The 15,344-nt window shown below is 39.8% G+C and carries 18 protein-coding genes; 11 read left to right on the plus strand and 7 right to left on the minus strand.

Annotation, left to right across the window (positions count from 1 at the left end; translation table 11 throughout):
- Window positions 1–379 precede the first annotated feature (379 nt).
- Genes COJ96_RS23845 through COJ96_RS23860 form a run of 4 tightly spaced genes read right to left on the minus strand, consistent with a single transcriptional unit; the run spans window position 380 to window position 1,412 of the window.
- A complete protein-coding gene (locus COJ96_RS23845; RefSeq protein ID WP_098576302.1) occupies window positions 380–616 on the minus strand; it encodes a spore germination protein in 237 nt (78 codons plus the stop codon).
- Between the two features lie 56 nt (window positions 617–672).
- A complete protein-coding gene (locus tag COJ96_RS23850; RefSeq protein WP_098576303.1) occupies window positions 673–906 on the minus strand; it encodes a spore germination protein in 234 nt (77 codons plus the stop codon).
- Complete coding sequence (locus COJ96_RS23855) at window positions 903–1,169, minus strand: hypothetical protein (RefSeq protein ID WP_098576304.1); 267 nt, start codon at window positions 1,167–1,169, stop codon at window positions 903–905. Before COJ96_RS23855 ends, COJ96_RS23850 begins: the two co-directional genes overlap by 4 nt.
- Window positions 1,170–1,178: 9 nt before the next feature.
- Window positions 1,179–1,412, minus strand: coding sequence for a hypothetical protein (locus COJ96_RS23860; RefSeq protein ID WP_098576305.1), 234 nt, complete (start codon window positions 1,410–1,412; stop codon window positions 1,179–1,181).
- A 222-nt stretch (window positions 1,413–1,634) separates the two neighbouring features.
- On the opposite strand from COJ96_RS23860, the gene COJ96_RS23865 reads away from it, so the two are divergent.
- Window positions 1,635–2,108, plus strand: a complete 474-nt coding sequence (locus COJ96_RS23865; RefSeq protein WP_098576306.1) for an Hsp20/alpha crystallin family protein — start codon at window positions 1,635–1,637, stop codon at window positions 2,106–2,108.
- A gap of 54 nt (window positions 2,109–2,162) precedes the next feature.
- On the plus strand, window positions 2,163–3,008 hold the full coding sequence (locus tag COJ96_RS23870; protein ID WP_098576307.1) for a hypothetical protein: 846 nt from the start codon (window positions 2,163–2,165) through the stop codon (window positions 3,006–3,008).
- Between the two features lie 698 nt (window positions 3,009–3,706).
- Here COJ96_RS23870 and COJ96_RS23880 read toward each other — a convergent pair.
- Window positions 3,707–4,552 carry a hypothetical protein gene (locus COJ96_RS23880; protein WP_180230233.1) on the minus strand — a complete coding sequence of 282 codons (846 nt, stop codon included), beginning with the start codon at window positions 4,550–4,552 and terminating at the stop codon, window positions 3,707–3,709.
- A 298-nt stretch (window positions 4,553–4,850) separates the two neighbouring features.
- Here COJ96_RS23880 and COJ96_RS23885 point away from each other — a divergent pair, with 298 nt between their 5' ends.
- Window positions 4,851–5,246 (plus strand): VOC family protein, encoded by a 396-nt coding sequence (locus COJ96_RS23885; protein WP_098576309.1) that lies wholly within the window; start codon window positions 4,851–4,853, stop codon window positions 5,244–5,246.
- Between the two features lie 28 nt (window positions 5,247–5,274).
- Here the strand turns inward: COJ96_RS23885 and COJ96_RS29400 are convergent, their stop codons facing one another.
- Window positions 5,275–5,406 carry a hypothetical protein gene (locus COJ96_RS29400; protein WP_257148619.1) on the minus strand — a complete coding sequence of 44 codons (132 nt, stop codon included), beginning with the start codon at window positions 5,404–5,406 and terminating at the stop codon, window positions 5,275–5,277.
- 902 nt (window positions 5,407–6,308) lie between these two features.
- Between COJ96_RS29400 and vanR the strand changes: the two genes are divergently transcribed.
- The 6 genes from vanR to COJ96_RS23915 all read left to right on the plus strand — a co-directional run bounded on the left by vanR (window position 6,309) and on the right by COJ96_RS23915 (window position 12,481).
- A complete protein-coding gene (vanR, locus tag COJ96_RS23890; protein WP_098576310.1) occupies window positions 6,309–7,004 on the plus strand; it encodes a vancomycin resistance response regulator transcription factor, VanR-F/VanR-M family in 696 nt (231 codons plus the stop codon).
- Complete coding sequence (locus COJ96_RS23895; protein WP_098576311.1) at window positions 6,997–8,100, plus strand: HAMP domain-containing sensor histidine kinase; 1,104 nt, start codon at window positions 6,997–6,999, stop codon at window positions 8,098–8,100. Before vanR ends, COJ96_RS23895 begins: the two co-directional genes overlap by 8 nt.
- A gap of 101 nt (window positions 8,101–8,201) precedes the next feature.
- Entirely contained in the window at window positions 8,202–9,107 is a 906-nt protein-coding gene (gene vanY / locus COJ96_RS23900; protein WP_098576312.1) for a VanY-A/VanY-F/VanY-M family D-Ala-D-Ala carboxypeptidase, read from the plus strand.
- The gene (locus COJ96_RS23905) at window positions 9,104–9,616 is read left to right on the plus strand and encodes a VanZ family protein (RefSeq protein WP_098576313.1); all 513 of its coding nucleotides are present in this window, start codon (window positions 9,104–9,106) and stop codon (window positions 9,614–9,616) included. The genes vanY and COJ96_RS23905 overlap by 4 nt, the downstream gene beginning before the upstream one ends.
- A gap of 5 nt (window positions 9,617–9,621) precedes the next feature.
- Window positions 9,622–10,530 (plus strand): Gfo/Idh/MocA family protein, encoded by a 909-nt coding sequence (locus tag COJ96_RS23910; RefSeq protein ID WP_098576314.1) that lies wholly within the window; start codon window positions 9,622–9,624, stop codon window positions 10,528–10,530.
- Window positions 10,531–10,771: 241 nt separating this feature from the next.
- The gene (locus COJ96_RS23915) at window positions 10,772–12,481 is read left to right on the plus strand and encodes a GDSL-type esterase/lipase family protein (RefSeq protein WP_098576315.1); all 1,710 of its coding nucleotides are present in this window, start codon (window positions 10,772–10,774) and stop codon (window positions 12,479–12,481) included.
- Between the two features lie 110 nt (window positions 12,482–12,591).
- Here COJ96_RS23915 and COJ96_RS23920 read toward each other — a convergent pair whose 3' ends face one another.
- The gene (locus COJ96_RS23920) at window positions 12,592–13,029 is read right to left on the minus strand and encodes a VOC family protein (RefSeq protein WP_098576316.1); all 438 of its coding nucleotides are present in this window, start codon (window positions 13,027–13,029) and stop codon (window positions 12,592–12,594) included.
- A 215-nt stretch (window positions 13,030–13,244) separates the two neighbouring features.
- Between COJ96_RS23920 and COJ96_RS23925 the strand changes: the two genes are divergently transcribed.
- Together COJ96_RS23925 and COJ96_RS23930 are read left to right on the plus strand one after the other, a co-directional pair.
- Window positions 13,245–14,273 carry an ATP-binding cassette domain-containing protein gene (locus tag COJ96_RS23925; RefSeq protein ID WP_098576317.1) on the plus strand — a complete coding sequence of 343 codons (1,029 nt, stop codon included), beginning with the start codon at window positions 13,245–13,247 and terminating at the stop codon, window positions 14,271–14,273.
- Window positions 14,270–15,082, plus strand: coding sequence for an ABC transporter permease (locus COJ96_RS23930; protein WP_098576318.1), 813 nt, complete (start codon window positions 14,270–14,272; stop codon window positions 15,080–15,082). Before COJ96_RS23925 ends, COJ96_RS23930 begins: the two co-directional genes overlap by 4 nt.
- Window positions 15,083–15,344: the final 262 nt, after the last annotated feature.

Genomic DNA, 15,344 nt, shown 5'->3' on the forward strand with positions numbered 1-15,344 from the left:
AGTTAATCGACAGTCTCGATATTCCGGTTAACTGCTCTTAATATGACAAAATCCAAAGATTTGGACCATATAACCGGAAAAACCTCCCTTATTCTTAAGGAAATATAGGTATTTCCCAATTTAGCCGGAAATTTTCCTTTTATTTTTCATCACTCAAGAAAAATTAGATGGTTGGCATTTGGTGTTAAGTAAATATACGTATGGAAGACCTAATCGTATCAGGGATCAGCGGAATGGCTCCCCATTTTTCTTTTTTGATGTGCCATTTTGTGCATTACTTCGATCGAATACATTTCTCTATAGAGAATCAAAGTGAATAGAAAAAGGCGAGACCTAATTAATTTAGGAATCGCCTTTTTCACCATAAATGATATAAGTGTCAAACGACACTATTTTTAATAGAATTGCTGTCACTGACATCAGGGTCAACTATGTTATTGGAGGAGAGATTAACAGGGGATAAGTCACCGAGTACTTCTCCAAATGCCTGATTTCGCTTATAGGAAATAAATTGGTCAATTATTTGTAACGAACCCGTATTTGCGACTGCTCCATTGTCCACGCTATTAACTTTCACGCCCAACACATTGATGACCATCGGAGAAATAAAAAACATATAAACACTCCTAGTTTTTAATGTATACCCTAAGCTCAGGACGATGGAACAAGACGTTATAGAATACTTGATTTTACGGAAGAACTATCAACCATATCATTGTCAAACACCCAAGAAGTTGATAACAGAGTAGGGGATAAGTCTCCGTTTTGTTCTCCAATTCCTTGATTACGCTTATAGGATACAAACAAGTCTAAGTGCTGACATGGCCCTAGATTCACCACTGCTCCATTGTCCATACCATTAATTTTAATACCCAGAATATTTAGTGTAGCAGGCGCAAATGTCATGGGCTCACACCTGGAATTGGCATTTTGGACGTCGAGTCAAAGGTAGAGTTGGAATCCAGTTGATCACGGTCATCCACGAAACTTCTTGTACCAAGAAAATTGCTTCCGTCTCCCATATTTTGGCCGAGGCCCATATTTTTTTTGTCTGAATTATGCCATTCGGCTAATAGGTTTTGCCCGACATTGATGGCTGAGGCATTCTCAAAAGAATTAACCTTTATGATATTGATATTGATGTTGATGTAAGGAACCGGACCAGACATAAAACCCTCCTAAGCATTTTTATTCTTTTGTGACATGCTATCTTTAATCTCATTATCAATGGTTGAAGAGACGGTGAAAGCTCTAATTGTACCATCTGCAAATTGCTGGCCAATTCCTTGGTTTTTCTTTGCACTTACATTTTTGTTTTGAATCATCGTTGAATTTAATGATACTGAACTCAAATGATCAACATTATTCAGTTTTATACCTTTAATATTGATCGTCGTTGGTAAAAAGAACATAGACCAGAATCCTTTCCGTTCAACCCCCGGGATACTTAAAGCCTATGCGGGACACAGGATGATTATGTTAGGACATTACGTGTAGATACATCATTCTGTTTTTTGAATTTTTTTAGGTAATTATCCTTTTTTCATGAATGATTTGATAAATCATAAATAGGATGAATATAGGATGCACATTTATAAATGGACCAGCTTTATACTTCTGAGGAGGATCCATACATGGATATGAATAAGATGTTACAATGGATGGATTTAGCAAAGAATTATCAATCCAATGACTTTTGGAGTGGGATTTTTGAGCAGCCCTCCTTTGATGAATTTATGAAAAGTAATTTTGATTTTGGTCAGCCCGGAGAGGGAAAATCAGAACCTGTCAGGGGAAAAAACTTTCCACCCACCGATATCTATTTGACAGACAGAGAGGTTATATTGGTCGCCGATCTGCCTGGTTATTTAAAAGAAGATATCCAGTTGTCGGTATCAGGCATCAAGGTATTAATAAAAGGAAGCAAAAAAAACCTCATCCAAGGGGAGGTGGTACAGCAAGAAAGAAATACTGGAGATTTCGAGCGGATCATCCAGCTTCCGGAACCTGTGCTGCCCAACCAAGTTAGTGCAAAGTTTAGCAATGGCTTGTTGATTGTTACTTATAAACGGCATTATTTTAACGAAGAACAGGTGCCCATCGAATAAACAATACACAGTTTGTACGAAAGGAAAATAAATCATAGTTTGCGGGGATTTACTATGCCTATTAAAAGGATATTCGGCCGAAATAATGAGGAAAATTCGATAAACAGCACCAATGATTACGATAAGCAAATTCTACGGATCAACGCACTGGAAGTCCAAATGAAAAAATTATTAGAGTTTGAAAAAGAAATTCGGCTAGCGAAGTATGGAACTGACAAACTTGTGAAAGACAGGAGATCATGGACCGAGCAGAAAAAAGTGGAGGCCAATAAGTCTGAACAGGAGTTTCACTCGAAAAGGAACGCTGAAAATAATCTGCAAGTTCAAAAAGTCAATGAGCTGTCACAAAGGATCGATCATCTGGAGAAACTAGTTCAAGAAATGATGAGGTTAAACCATCGTCCCAGGGAAAATAGGAGCTCCGGGCAAGAACAGAGTGACTCCTTCTCTATCATAAACAGGAAGGTTCGTGAGCTGGAGAAAAATTATCTAATGGTGAATGAGGTACAAGCTGGGATTCTCAAACAAATGGAAGAATTAGTAGAGAAGCTGGAAAATTGGGAGAAACCAGAAAGGGAAGAGACAGAGCAGCAGCATCCTATTATCAATACATTGTATATTGATAAATTTTATTTAGATAAGTACGAACAAACCAATAATCTTGGCCAGATTGGCATTCATGAGTTGAGCGGGGCCCTAAATATTGGAGCTACCTATGGAAAAGATGTGGTTCCTAAACAAGTTACGGAGGAAATAAAAGAGGAAATGGAAAAAATCAAGGCCGACATGGCGGAAAAGGAAAAGTCGCAAACAAGTACAGACGAAGCGGACAAGCCTCCAAAAGATGAATCATCGGATGAGGGGGAGGAAGAAGAGTACATTGAGATTGAGATTGAGTGAATATAGGGATCAGACCCTAAAAGGCTGAGGATTTCCGGCTAATGTAGGGGTTCTAGTTGAAACTTAAATCCATTCTGTGTTTCTTACGCAGGCGACATAAGTACCAGTTATTACACTAGTAAAAGCTTTAGATGCGGTAAACTAAGTAGAAATCATTATTAAGCAGTTGGGGGGCTGACCCCCGCACATGGGATGGGATGATTATTTATCTGATGCAATATTATCTCTATCAGGAGCATAGGGCGGTTTCTCCATCCAGCCGTTCTCTATGTAAATTTTCGCTGCATCTTCAACAAACCCTCGGATGTTTTTTTAGGACCTGCCATAGAGCAATCCTCGTTGTAGATAACTTTCCCTTTGCTTGAAAAATAAACGGAAAAATTCCGTTTAAATTTGGAAATATCCATATTTCCTTAAAAATAAAGGAACTTATTCCGCTTATATGATCCAAATCTTTGGATTTTTTCTTATTTAGAGCAGTTAGGCGGAATATCTCCGCTTAAATTGCTTTTTAAGCTTCCTCTGCAAACATTAGCCGGAAATTCTCCGCTTATGAACTCTCCTACCGAGCCAAAAACTAAATCAAAATACCCATTTGAGCTAGGCGGAAAAACCAAATATACATAATCGAAAAGTTTCCAAACATCCAAAGTCTATGGTACACATTGACTCCCCCTCCTTATTAGATTATCAAAAGGTTACACGTACTGCATGCAACAGCTGAATTTATCTAAACCTAACCGAAACTCAATTTTCGTATCATTTAAATCATACTTATCCTTGAGTATTTGATGAAAAAGTACGCAAAATTTATTCTCTGCGATTCCATAAAAATAGGCGAATGGATTTTTGACATTTCTGCTGAATTTCAGCTTCCTGATGAGCTGTTTAAAGGATTGGATGGCAACATTTTGGATGTGATGGATATCAAGGTCACCTTCGTAGCTGGATGCAGCTAAATTCACCGTTTTCCAATACTCTTCGATGGTCTTTGCTTCAGGAAAAAAGCATTTTACTAATTGTACGAAAGCCTGTGGAACTCGGTCGCTCACGTAGGTATGGTTTAATTCGGACGCTTCTTCTTTACGTTCTTTTATCTTTTGATCTTTTTCAGTTTTTGAAAGATTATTAGTTTCTTTAGGGTGGTTCAAGATTTCCTCTTTAGGTAGTTCATTTGAAGGAAAACGATTGATGATATATAAGTTACTAGATTGTGAACCATTCTTTCTTTCTGTTTCATAAACAGTGAGAATACCCAATTCTTTAGCTTTTTGGATCATTCGTTTAAAGGTAGAACGCGAGATTCCATTATGGTTGTATTCTTCGTGAATCGCTTTTAAGACCGTTCCAATTTTGGCATTGCATACGCCAGGTATTTTTGCAGAAAAACGAACCAGCCGCTTCAGCCCCATTAATTCTCCTTTAGAAAAATCTTGTTTGTGGAACGTTAACCACCTCTCGATATGTGAATTCAATTCCTTCAGCGAAGTAAATTGTGAAAACTGCTCGAATCCTTCAATATTGCCTGACTTTAAACCTGCCATTTCCGACACACCCTCTGCCGCTTATTTTGTGCTTTCCAATTGTCAAATCAACAATTCCAGCACTATCACCATAGCGGTTTTAGCAGCATGAATCGAATGACTAAAATTCAAATTTGAAGCCGTTTTTGGGGTGAAATGTATCATTTTGGGGGTCAAATGTGAATTTTGAGGCCGATTTTTGCATTTTCAGCTATTTTTCATATCAATTTAATATATCTTTAATGCAGTGCGATGCTTTAGTTCACCAAGAAAATCCATTATACTAAATTTATTACCTAATATTAGGAGGAGGACAAGAGTGGAAAAAATCACACCGTTTTTAATGTTTCAAGATGGTAATGCTGAAGAAGCGATGAATTTTTATATTTCCATCTTTGAGGATTCTCGAATTACCAACATTATTCGATATGGGGCTAATGAGGCTGGACCAGAAGGCACCGTGATGCAGGCAACTTTTACGTTAAAAGGGCAGGAATTCATGTGTATTGACAGTTTTGTTAAACATCAATTCACCTTTACACCGTCTTTCTCAAGCTTTGTTACTTGTAGTAATGAAGAAGAACTTGCTAATCTTTATGAGAAACTTATGGAGGGTGGACAAGCCCTCATGCCATTAAACAATTATGGATTCAGCAAAAAGTTTGGCTGGGTCAATGACCGCTTCGGAGTTTCGTGGCAACTAAATCTTCCTTAACTCTTTTTGGGGTCAGTCCCCCACTGCTTTAACGTAGTGGAGGATTGACCCTTTTTTTAGCTTCCCCCTCAGTAATTACTCGATCAATATCCAGATAAGGCTTCCCTTTTATTGCATCATTAGAAACAATTTTGATAGATCCCTTGCGATCATCTTTCATCCAAATACTCCCTCCAAAATTTATACTAATGTTAGGTTGTACAATCTATAGATATTAAATACTGTATGATCTGTCCGAAGACGCCCGAAGTTCGGACATGATTGCCTTTGAAATCACCAGAGCTGTCCGAAGACGCCCGAAGTTCGGACAAGATTGCCTTTGTAAAGACCAGAGCTGTCCGAAGACGACCGAAGTTCGGACAAGATTGCCTTTGAAAAGACCAGAGCTGTCCGAAGGCGCCCGAAGTTCGGACAAGATTGCCTTTGGAAACACCAGAGCTGTCCGAAGACGACCGAAGTTCGGATATGATTGCCATTGGATTCACCATAAGCTGTCCGAAGAGTCCACGAATCGAAGAATTATATAAGTTTATGAGAAACCCATTTGATTTTGTTGAAAGATGGGTTATTTCCTGCGGAATGAATAAATGTATTTCGACATTCTTCTTGCTTACTTTGCTGCGGGAATTCAAATATATCAATGCTTACAGAAGTTTTAACCAAACGTTTGAATAGTATAGCATATAGGGTATTTGGTCGAAAGCCTGTCGGGTGGTGGCGATCACAGCATAACCGACATTTTTCTCTTATTTTTTGTACATGTTTCAACAATTTATTTTTGCATAATGAAGGACTAAGCTAGATACATCAATGGCTACAGGGGAACTAATCAAACGTTTGATTAGAGGGGGAACTTGTTGAAATTGGTCGTTGGGAGTTTAGGGAAGTCTTCACAAACGGGTCAGATTCTTGAATATAAAAAGGAAATAATAGAAAATAAAATACAAGCCCTAAAATCTACCATATTAGCTTAGATTCCGCTGATAAGGTAACATCGAAAATTTTTATAGGGTATCGGAAATAAAAAATACCCAAATGCAACTTGATATAGGAGTGGAATAGATGAAACGGATATCGATTTTAATTGCTGATGATGAGGAGGAGATAGCGGATCTGATTGCCATCCATCTAGAAAAGGAAGGATACCATTGTCTTAAAGTAGCTGATGGGCAAGAGGCCATTCATGTTATCCAGACTCAGGTCATTGATTTGCTCATTTTAGATATTATGATGCCGAAAATGGATGGGTATGAAGTAACCCGTCAGATTCGGGAACGATATAATATGCCTATCATTTTTTTGAGTGCGAAAACTTCTGATTTTGATAAGGTCCATGGACTCGTAATTGGGGCAGATGATTATATGACGAAACCATTCACCCCGATTGAATTGGTTGCTCGTGTGAATGCTCAATTGCGGCGTTTTATAAAGTTGAATCAACCCAAAGTAGATAGTAAAGTGATCTTGGAGTTTGGTGGATTGGTGATTGCTCCTGATCAACGTACCGTTATGCTCTATGGTGAAAACATCGAGCTGACGCCGAAAGAGTTTGATATTTTGTATTTATTAGCCAGTCATCCGAAGAAAGTTTATGGAGTAGAAAATATTTTTCAGCAGGTTTGGGGCGATGCCTACTTTGAAGGTGGGAATACGGTAATGGTGCATATTCGGACCTTACGGAAAAAACTTGGAGAAGATAAAAGGAAAAACAAGTTGATCAAGACCGTTTGGGGAGTGGGGTATACATTCAATGGCTAAATTTAAACGCAGTTTCCGCTCCAAAATCGTCACATTATTTGGTTTAAGTATGCTTCTGGGCGGTGCAATCACTTTCTTCATCTTCAAGGGACTCCAGCTTTATTATCATACAACGGTTCGTCGTGAAGACCCCTTGGCTGCACTTCGCCAATTCATCGGCAGTATTGGAGACATTAACTTCTTTTTCCTGCTATTTATCTCCTTTTCGATCGTGTTTTTCTATTTACTCACCAAGCCCTATTCTACCTATTTCAATGAAATATCAAACGGAATTCACTATCTATCTCGCGGGGACTTTAAACATCGGGTTTCTATCCAATCAAACGATGAATTTGGAGATATCGGTCAAGCGATTAATCTGGCAAGTGAGAAATTAGAAGAAGCCATCCAAAGAGGAGATTTTTCAGAAAACAGTAAGGAACAGTTAGTTGTCAATTTGGCCCATGATTTACGTACGCCGCTAACGTCTGTTTTAGGTTATTTAGATTTAATCCTTAAGGATGAGAAGTTGACTAAAGAACAAGTCAGGCACTTTTTAACGATTGCCTTTACTAAATCTCAGCGGTTAGAAAGACTAATTGATGAATTATTCGAAATCACTCGAATGAACTATGGCATGTTACCAATTGAAAAAAAGCAAATTAATGTAAGTGACCTGCTTCTTCAATTAAAAGAAGAAATGTACCCAATCTTCGAGAAAAATAACTTGATGGCCCGAATGAATATTCTGCCCCATTTACCTATTTGGGGTGACGGAGAGATGTTAGCTCGTGTGTTTGAAAATCTTTTGACCAATGCCAGTCGTTATGGATATGATGGTCAGTTTGTAGATATTAACGGGTTTGTTGAGGCTGGGGAAGTGGTTGTTCAAGTTGTTAATTATGGAGATCATATTCCTCCTGATGAACTTCCATACCTTTTTGATATGTTTTATACCGGTGACAAAGCACGAACCCATCAAGAAGATAGCACAGGTCTTGGTTTATTCATTGCAAAGAATATTGTGGAGCAGCATGATGGAATCATTTCGGCTGAAAGCAGTTTAATCCGGACTGTATTTGAAGTTCGTTTACCGCAGGAAATGGACCGAGTTTAAAAATTTCATCAAGGATTTAAGAAAAATTTAAATTTTACCCTACTCTTTTTTTAAAAAGTTTTTCCTATTCTAGTTTCTATCAGAAGAAGGAGGAACTTGAAATGAAGAAGTGGGGATTTTTATTGTTTTTAGTTGTATGTCTGAGTTTTGCATGGGTCTATAAAATATGGTCTATTCAAGATAAAGTAGAGGTTCAAAGATATGAGCATTTAGATCAGAGCGAGACCTCTGAAAGTTTCGAAACGAAAGAGATGACAAAGGATCAGGTTTTTCAAGGAAATTTACTTTTGGTGAATAATGAGTTTCCCGTTCACCAAGAGAGTATAAAATCAGATGTTGTTAATCTATCTACTCATAAAGAATGGACAAAGGGATACGGTTTGCATGCTAACGGGATAAAATTGTCAGCGGATGTTGCCCATAAATTTTCGGAGATGATCGCTGCGGCTGAAAAAGACGGGGTTCACCATTTTTCTATTAATAGCGGCTTTCGGGACTTTGATGAGCAAAGTGTCCTGTATCAAGAAATGGGGTCTGAATATGCCTTGCCTGCAGGCCATAGCGAGCACAATCTCGGTTTATCACTTGATGTAGGATCCACTCAAATGAAGATGGATGTAGCACCTGAAGGAAGGTGGATCGAGAAAAACGCTTGGAAATACGGCTTTATTATACGCTATCCAAAGGACAAAACGGCCATCACAGGCATTCAGTATGAGCCATGGCATATTCGCTATGTGGGATTGCCGCACAGTGCGATTATGAAGGAAAAGAATTTTTCTTTAGAAGAATATTTGGATTTCCTCAAAGAACAAAAGGCTATTATCACTACTATCCATGGCGAAAAATATGAAATCACCTATTATCCTGTAAGCAAAGATACGACCATTCATGTTCCCTCCAATCTCTGTTGGGAGCTGTCAGGGAACAATATGGACGGGGTCATTGTGACCGTGTTTTCCACAAAAGCACCTTCTAATCTCAAGGGGGCGAGGGTGGCGGAATGAAATTAATAAACAAAATGATTGTTTTAGCACTATTTGTTTTTTATATGTATGCAGTATTTAGAATTATTCTGTTTAAGTTCCACTGGAGAGATATGACCTTTCTCGTGCATCAACTCCAATGGAATCTGAGAAACCCTGATCTTCTCATGTACCAATGGCAAAGAGGGAATTTTACCCCGTTTCAAACCATATTCATTAATATTCACAGTCTATCGGGGTGGCATGATTTAAGTAATTTCGTTGGGAATATCGCCGCATTCATCCCATTTGGAATGTTTCTTGTCCTATTGTCTAAAAATAAAGGGATGTCATTCATAGGTGTATTCGCTCGAACTTTGAGTTTAAGTTTAGGCCTGGAATGCTTACAGGTTGTTTTCTCTCTCGGAATTTTTGATGTGGATGACCTACTATTAAACACCTCTGGGGGACTGCTTGGCTATGGTGCTATCAAGCTTTATACTAAGTTTAAAGTAAATACATCAAGCATTGTTCCAGATAGAATGGAGTGAAGCAGATGAAAATAGCGATTATTGGATTGGGTGATATTGCTAAAAAAGCCTACCTGCCAGTTCTTTCGGAAAAAGAAGGGATTGAATTAGTGCTTTGTACAAGAAATCAAGACACGTTACACCGCTTATCAAAAAAATATCGGATTCCAGAAAAGGTTCAGTCGGTCGAAGAACTGATCGAAATGGGCATCGATGCCGCCATTGTGAGTACGGCGACAGAGGCCCATTTTGAAATAGCTGAAACATTACTAAGAAATGGGATCCATACATACATTGATAAGCCGATATCCATGAATTTTCATGAAACCAAAACCATTGTCGAGCTGGCAAAAGAGAACGGGACGATCGCCATGGTAGGTTTTAATCGAAGGTTTATCCCGAAAGTCAACGAGCTGAAAGAAAAGGGAAAAGCCAACTTCATTATCATGCAGAAAAATAGATTTTCAGCGCCAGATTTTGTACGAAGGTTTGTTGTGGAAGATTTTATCCATGTTGTCGATACACTCAGGTTTTTGATGGATACTGAGGTCAGAGATGTCAAGGTAGAGTACCTTAAAAAGGGTGAAATGCTAGAGCATTTGGTCATCACGCTTCTTGGAGAAGGCTGTACCGTTCTCGGGATCATGAACAGAGATAGCGGGGTCACAGAAGAAATTATTGAATACACGACAGGGCAGGATAAATACGTCGTAAACAGTCTCGTAGAAACCATTCACTATCATAATAAAGAAGTAACTATTTCAAAATTCGGTGACTGGGAGCCAACCCTGTATAAACGCGGCTTTTATCAATTAATAGATCATTTTATTGATTGCGTTCAACAAAATCGCACACCGGAACCATCTATTGAAGATTCACTGATTACCCATGAAATTTGCGAGAAAATCGTGAAGTCTATTGATTCGAATGAATAGAAATGATTTCAAGATGTTCATATCACAATACAAGAAGGTCCATTCCAGTCATGAACGGAAATGGGCCTTCTTGTATTTTTTTAGGTTTCGACTGCTTGCTTTTTCCACTTCTTAGTTTAGTAGGTTTCCATACTATTTATCTATAAAACATCTTCTAAAAACAGTACTTATATACTATACTATTAATGCAATATTTAAATTATTGCAATAGTTAGAAAGTTATATTTTAAGGGGGAATTTTATGAAGAAATCACTCTTCGCTATCGTTTGTGCGCTGGTTATGTTATCGGTTCCTTTATCTGCCTATGCACATCCAGGTAGGACGGACTCTAACGGGGGACATTATTGCTGGACAAACTGCGAAAAATGGGGACTTTCCTACGGGGAATATCATTATCCGAATGGAAAAAGTTCAAGTGCAAGTCCAAAGGAAAGTTCAAAAGTAAAGACCAGTAGCGCAAAAAAGAGCGGTTGGAAAAAATCGAATGGAAAACGATATTACTATGTTAAAGGTGTAAAACAAAAAGGTTGGAAGGTCATTGATCGTAAACGGTATTACTTTGACAAAAACGGTGTGATGAAGACGGGATGGCTTACATATAAAGGCTCTAAGTATTATTTAGATAAAAACGGCGTGATGAAAACCGGCTGGATCACCGTCAAAGGTAAAAAGTATTACCTTAATAAGTCAGGTGTGATGAAAACCGGCTGGATCACTGTGAGCGGCAAAAAATATTACCTTGATAAGTCAGGTGTAATGAAAACCGGCTGGGTCACCGTGAGCGGCAAAAAATATTACCTGGATAAGTCAGGTGTAATGAAAAAAGGCTGGGTTACCGTAAGTGGTAAAAAATATTACTTTGATAGTTCAGGTGTAATGAAAAAGGGCGGCTGGATCACCGTAAGCGGCAAAAAGTATTACCTGGATGGCTCAGGCGTGATGAAAACCGGCTGGGTTACCGTAAGCGGCAAAAAGTATTACCTGGATGGCTCAGGCGTGATGAAAACCGGCTGGATCACCGTGAGCGGTAAAAAATATTACCTGGATGGCTCAGGCGTGATGAAAACCGGCTGGGTTACCGTAAGCGGTAAATGGTATTATCTTGACAGCACAGGTGTGATGAAAACCGGCTGGTTAGATGTATCAGGGAAAAGGTACTACCTTAATACCGACGGGTCAAGGGTCACAGGCTGGAAGCAAATCAATGTCAAATGGTATTTTTTCAATAAAGATGGAGTAATGGCAGCTAATACCACAGTGGATGGCTATAAATTAGGTGCGGATGGAGCACGGATTCAAGTTCAATATGTTGCTTTAGGTGATTCCTTAGCGGCTGGTATGACTCCTTATGGTGTAGATAGAATTCCGGTAGACGGAGTAGATTTAGATTGGGGATACCCAAATTATATTGCTGCGAACTTTGAAAAGTCCTATCAGTTGCTAGATTTTGATAACTTTGGTGTGTCTGGATATAAAACGGATCATGTCATAGCTGATTTCAGTAGAGCAGACGTCCAAAAAGAAATAAAAGAAGCCACTCATGTCACGATTGATATTGGGGCGAATGATCTGCTTGCCGTCCTTCCAGCTATTCAAGCAAATCCAACTCAGGCTCCAGCAGAGCTTGGAAAAATTTCTGTAAAGTTGAACACCATTTTAAGCACAATCGACCAATTGAATCCGAATGTGAAGGTTTATGTGATGGGCTATTACAACCCATTCCCATATATCACAGATGTGCAGCAAAAAGCGCAGTTAGAACAATTATTACTCTTATTTAATGGAAAGATTCAATCACTGGCCATACAGAATGGTGATACATTTGTACCAACTGCACAAGTTATTAATGTAGCAAATTTTGCAGAGTACCTTCCAAATCCAGCAAACATTCATTTGAGTCTCGCAGGCTATCAAGTAGTGTCGGAGGAATTTTGGAAAGTGATGAATTAATCGTAGAATAGTAATTATTAAATTAGGCTGCCATACCATGACAGCCTAACTTTTTTTAAGCTAACGCAGGAGAAATCTTTAAAGCTGGAGATCTAATTCAAATATTTAGCTTAGCTGATTTTCTCCGCCAACTCTAAAATAATCCCCTCTGGGCCACGAACGTAGCATAACTTATAACTATCTTCATATTGCTGTATCTCACTAAAGATTTCCGTGCCCTTCTTTTTCAATTTGGCAACAATTGCTTCAATATCTTCAACAGCAAAGCAAATATGCCGGATGCCTAGCGTATTTGCCAAAGGTTGCTGAATACCATTTTCATCTGCCGGCGTATAAAATTTGACTAACTCGATCCATGCCTGACCATCTGGCATCCCCATTCCTACACATGCCGTTTTAACATTATTCAGCCCAACGATCTTGTCCAACAGTACTCCATCCAATTCCCATTCCGCCTGCACTTCAAGTCCTAAATCAAGAAAAAACGCTTTAGCCACTGAAAGATCATTTACGTTAATACTCACATGATCTATTCTATTGATCTTCATATCTCATACCTCCTATTCCGCCTTCTTTTTCCCGTCTTTGACCACCATTATAGGACGATAGTTCGGATCATGGCAAATATCATTAATGAATCCTAACACAGCATTTTTAAAAGCCCATGTAAATAAAGGGGCAAGCCTAGATGAAATTTGTTCATCTTGAATTCACAAATGTTTGGTACTCTCTTATGTATTCAGATTGATGAGGAGGAGATGGAATGAATCTTATAAATAGAAAAACCGCCTTTTCGGAAAATGGAGATTGGGCGGTAGAAGCGCGTGGACTTGTTAAAACGTTTGGCGACAACCGGGCTGTTGATGGGGTAGATTTGAACGTACGTGCAGGAACCATCTACGGTGTCCTTGGTCCCAATGGAGCAGGGAAAACGACCACCATCAGAATGTTGGCGACACTTTTGCGAGCAGACGAGGGTTCAGCAAAGATCTTTGGTTACGATGTTGTAAAAGAGGCACAGATTGTACGTCAACTCATTGGAGTGACTGGACAGTACGCGTCCGTGGACGAGTCACTTAGTGCTACGGAGAATTTGGTCATCTTTTCTCGATTGTTAGGACTTGGCCGTGCGGAGTCAAAGCGGAAGGCAAACGAGTTGTTGGAGGAATTTGGATTAACGGAAGCTGCCAAACGTCCATTGAAAAATTTCTCTGGTGGTATGCGGCGCCGATTAGATTTGGCGGCAAGTCTGATTACACAGCCGCCGCTGATCTTCTTGGATGAGCCGACCACCGGATTGGACCCGCGAACTCGTAATCAAATGTGGGAGACCATCCGCCGATTGGTAAAGATGGGATCCACGGTATTGTTAACGACGCAGTACTTGCAAGAGGCAGATGAACTTGCGGATAGGATAGCGGTAATCGACCGCGGCCATGTGGTTGCCGAGGGAACAGTGGACGAATTAAAAGCGTCGGTTGGGAACTCATCGTTACATTTGCGATTAGAGGATACAAAAGATATGGAGAATGCTCGTCAAGCAGTTGAGCGGGTACTCAAAGTGAAGTCGAGTGTATCGTCCGAAGGTGTGAAGATTATTGCACCAATGGCCGATGCAAACAAAGTGACTGACTTACTGATCGCGTTCCGTGAGTCAGGAATCCAATTGGCGGAGTTGAGTGTACAAAAACCGACACTCGATGAAGTTTTTCTGAACCTTACGGGTCATGGTGTAGAGGACCCGTCAACATTGCCAAGTAAATCGGGAGAAGCAGTGGAGGTAGGAATATGAGGAATCATATGAAGTCGTTTTCTGAGCGCCCATTAAAAAATAACACGAGTTTCAGTCAAACAGTCCGTAACTCGTTTACCATGGCCTATCGTGGGTTGTTGAAAATTCGCCGCACTCCTGAACAATTATTTGATGTTACGCTTCAGCCCATCATTTTCACTCTGATGTTTACTTACATTTTTGGCGGGGCAATCTCTGGGAACGTCCAGAACTATTTACCCGTCATTATTCCTGGTATCCTCGTTCAAACGGTGATTTCAACCTCCATTGTCACTGGCGTCCAGCTGCGGGAGGACATGGATAAAGGAGTGTTTGATCGATTTAAGTCATTGCCGATCGCACGTATTGCTCCGTTAGCAGGAGCGTTGCTGGCAGATAACATTCGGTATACCATTGCGACCGTGCTTACATTTGTTATGGGATATATTATGGGGTATAGACCTGATGGGGGTCTAGGTTTTGTCGTCATCGCTGGCATACTTGTGATTGCATGTTCTTGGGCCATTAGCTGGATTTTTGCCTTCTTCGGTGTGATTGCACGAACGGCTTCAAGCGTACAAGGAATCTCGATGCTCGTGCTGTTCCCACTTACGTTCCTGTCTAATGCGTTTGTTCCAGTTGAAACCATGCCCAATTGGCTTCAGTGGTTCGTAAAGATCAATCCAGTGTCGCATCTTGTGACAGCTGTCAGAGAGCTTGCCAATTCGGGAACCATTGGGATGGATTTCGGCATCTCCCTCATTGGGGCTGCTGTCATTGTCGCCATCTTTGCACCGATCACCGTACGCGCATATATGCGCCGAGCGTAGACAGGATTTAGTTGAGAGGGGTCATGTCCCCTTTGCCTTATTCAGTTGAGTTGAGCACCCCAGCGGATAAATAGACGGAAAAATTCCGCTTATTTCAAAATTATTATTAAAAAAGGCTTAAATAGGCGGAAAAATTCCGCCTATTTACTCAAAAAACGCTGAGAAGGGGAGTTTTGAACTGCATAACCGGAAAAATTCCGCTTATTTACCCCGAAACGGGCCCTATTTTTCATTTAACCGGAAAATCGAGACTGTCGATTAA

The organism is Bacillus sp. AFS073361 (assembly GCF_002567005.1).
Classification (GTDB): Bacteria; Bacillota; Bacilli; order Bacillales; family Cytobacillaceae; genus Neobacillus.

Coding starts and splice junctions, on each gene's coding strand:
- COJ96_RS23850 (WP_098576303.1), bottom strand. CDS start 906: ATGACATTTGCGCCTGCTACACTAAATATTCTGGGTATTAAAATTAAT.
- COJ96_RS23920 (WP_098576316.1), bottom strand. CDS start 13,029: ATGAAGATCAATAGAATAGATCATGTGAGTATTAACGTAAATGATCTT.
- COJ96_RS23930 (WP_098576318.1), top strand. CDS start 14,270: ATGAGGAATCATATGAAGTCGTTTTCTGAGCGCCCATTAAAAAATAAC.
- COJ96_RS29400 (WP_257148619.1), bottom strand. CDS start 5,406: ATGAAAGATGATCGCAAGGGATCTATCAAAATTGTTTCTAATGATGCA.
- COJ96_RS23905 (WP_098576313.1), top strand. CDS start 9,104: ATGAAATTAATAAACAAAATGATTGTTTTAGCACTATTTGTTTTTTAT.
- COJ96_RS23880 (WP_180230233.1), bottom strand. CDS start 4,552: ATGGCAGGTTTAAAGTCAGGCAATATTGAAGGATTCGAGCAGTTTTCA.
- COJ96_RS23845 (WP_098576302.1), bottom strand. CDS start 616: ATGTTTTTTATTTCTCCGATGGTCATCAATGTGTTGGGCGTGAAAGTT.
- COJ96_RS23870 (WP_098576307.1), top strand. CDS start 2,163: ATGCCTATTAAAAGGATATTCGGCCGAAATAATGAGGAAAATTCGATA.
- COJ96_RS23865 (WP_098576306.1), top strand. CDS start 1,635: ATGGATATGAATAAGATGTTACAATGGATGGATTTAGCAAAGAATTAT.
- COJ96_RS23915 (WP_098576315.1), top strand. CDS start 10,772: ATGAAGAAATCACTCTTCGCTATCGTTTGTGCGCTGGTTATGTTATCG.
- COJ96_RS23855 (WP_098576304.1), bottom strand. CDS start 1,169: ATGTCTGGTCCGGTTCCTTACATCAACATCAATATCAATATCATAAAG.
- vanY (WP_098576312.1), top strand. CDS start 8,202: ATGAAGAAGTGGGGATTTTTATTGTTTTTAGTTGTATGTCTGAGTTTT.
- vanR (WP_098576310.1), top strand. CDS start 6,309: ATGAAACGGATATCGATTTTAATTGCTGATGATGAGGAGGAGATAGCG.
- COJ96_RS23860 (WP_098576305.1), bottom strand. CDS start 1,412: ATGTTCTTTTTACCAACGACGATCAATATTAAAGGTATAAAACTGAAT.
- COJ96_RS23925 (WP_098576317.1), top strand. CDS start 13,245: ATGAATCTTATAAATAGAAAAACCGCCTTTTCGGAAAATGGAGATTGG.
- COJ96_RS23895 (WP_098576311.1), top strand. CDS start 6,997: ATGGCTAAATTTAAACGCAGTTTCCGCTCCAAAATCGTCACATTATTT.
- COJ96_RS23910 (WP_098576314.1), top strand. CDS start 9,622: ATGAAAATAGCGATTATTGGATTGGGTGATATTGCTAAAAAAGCCTAC.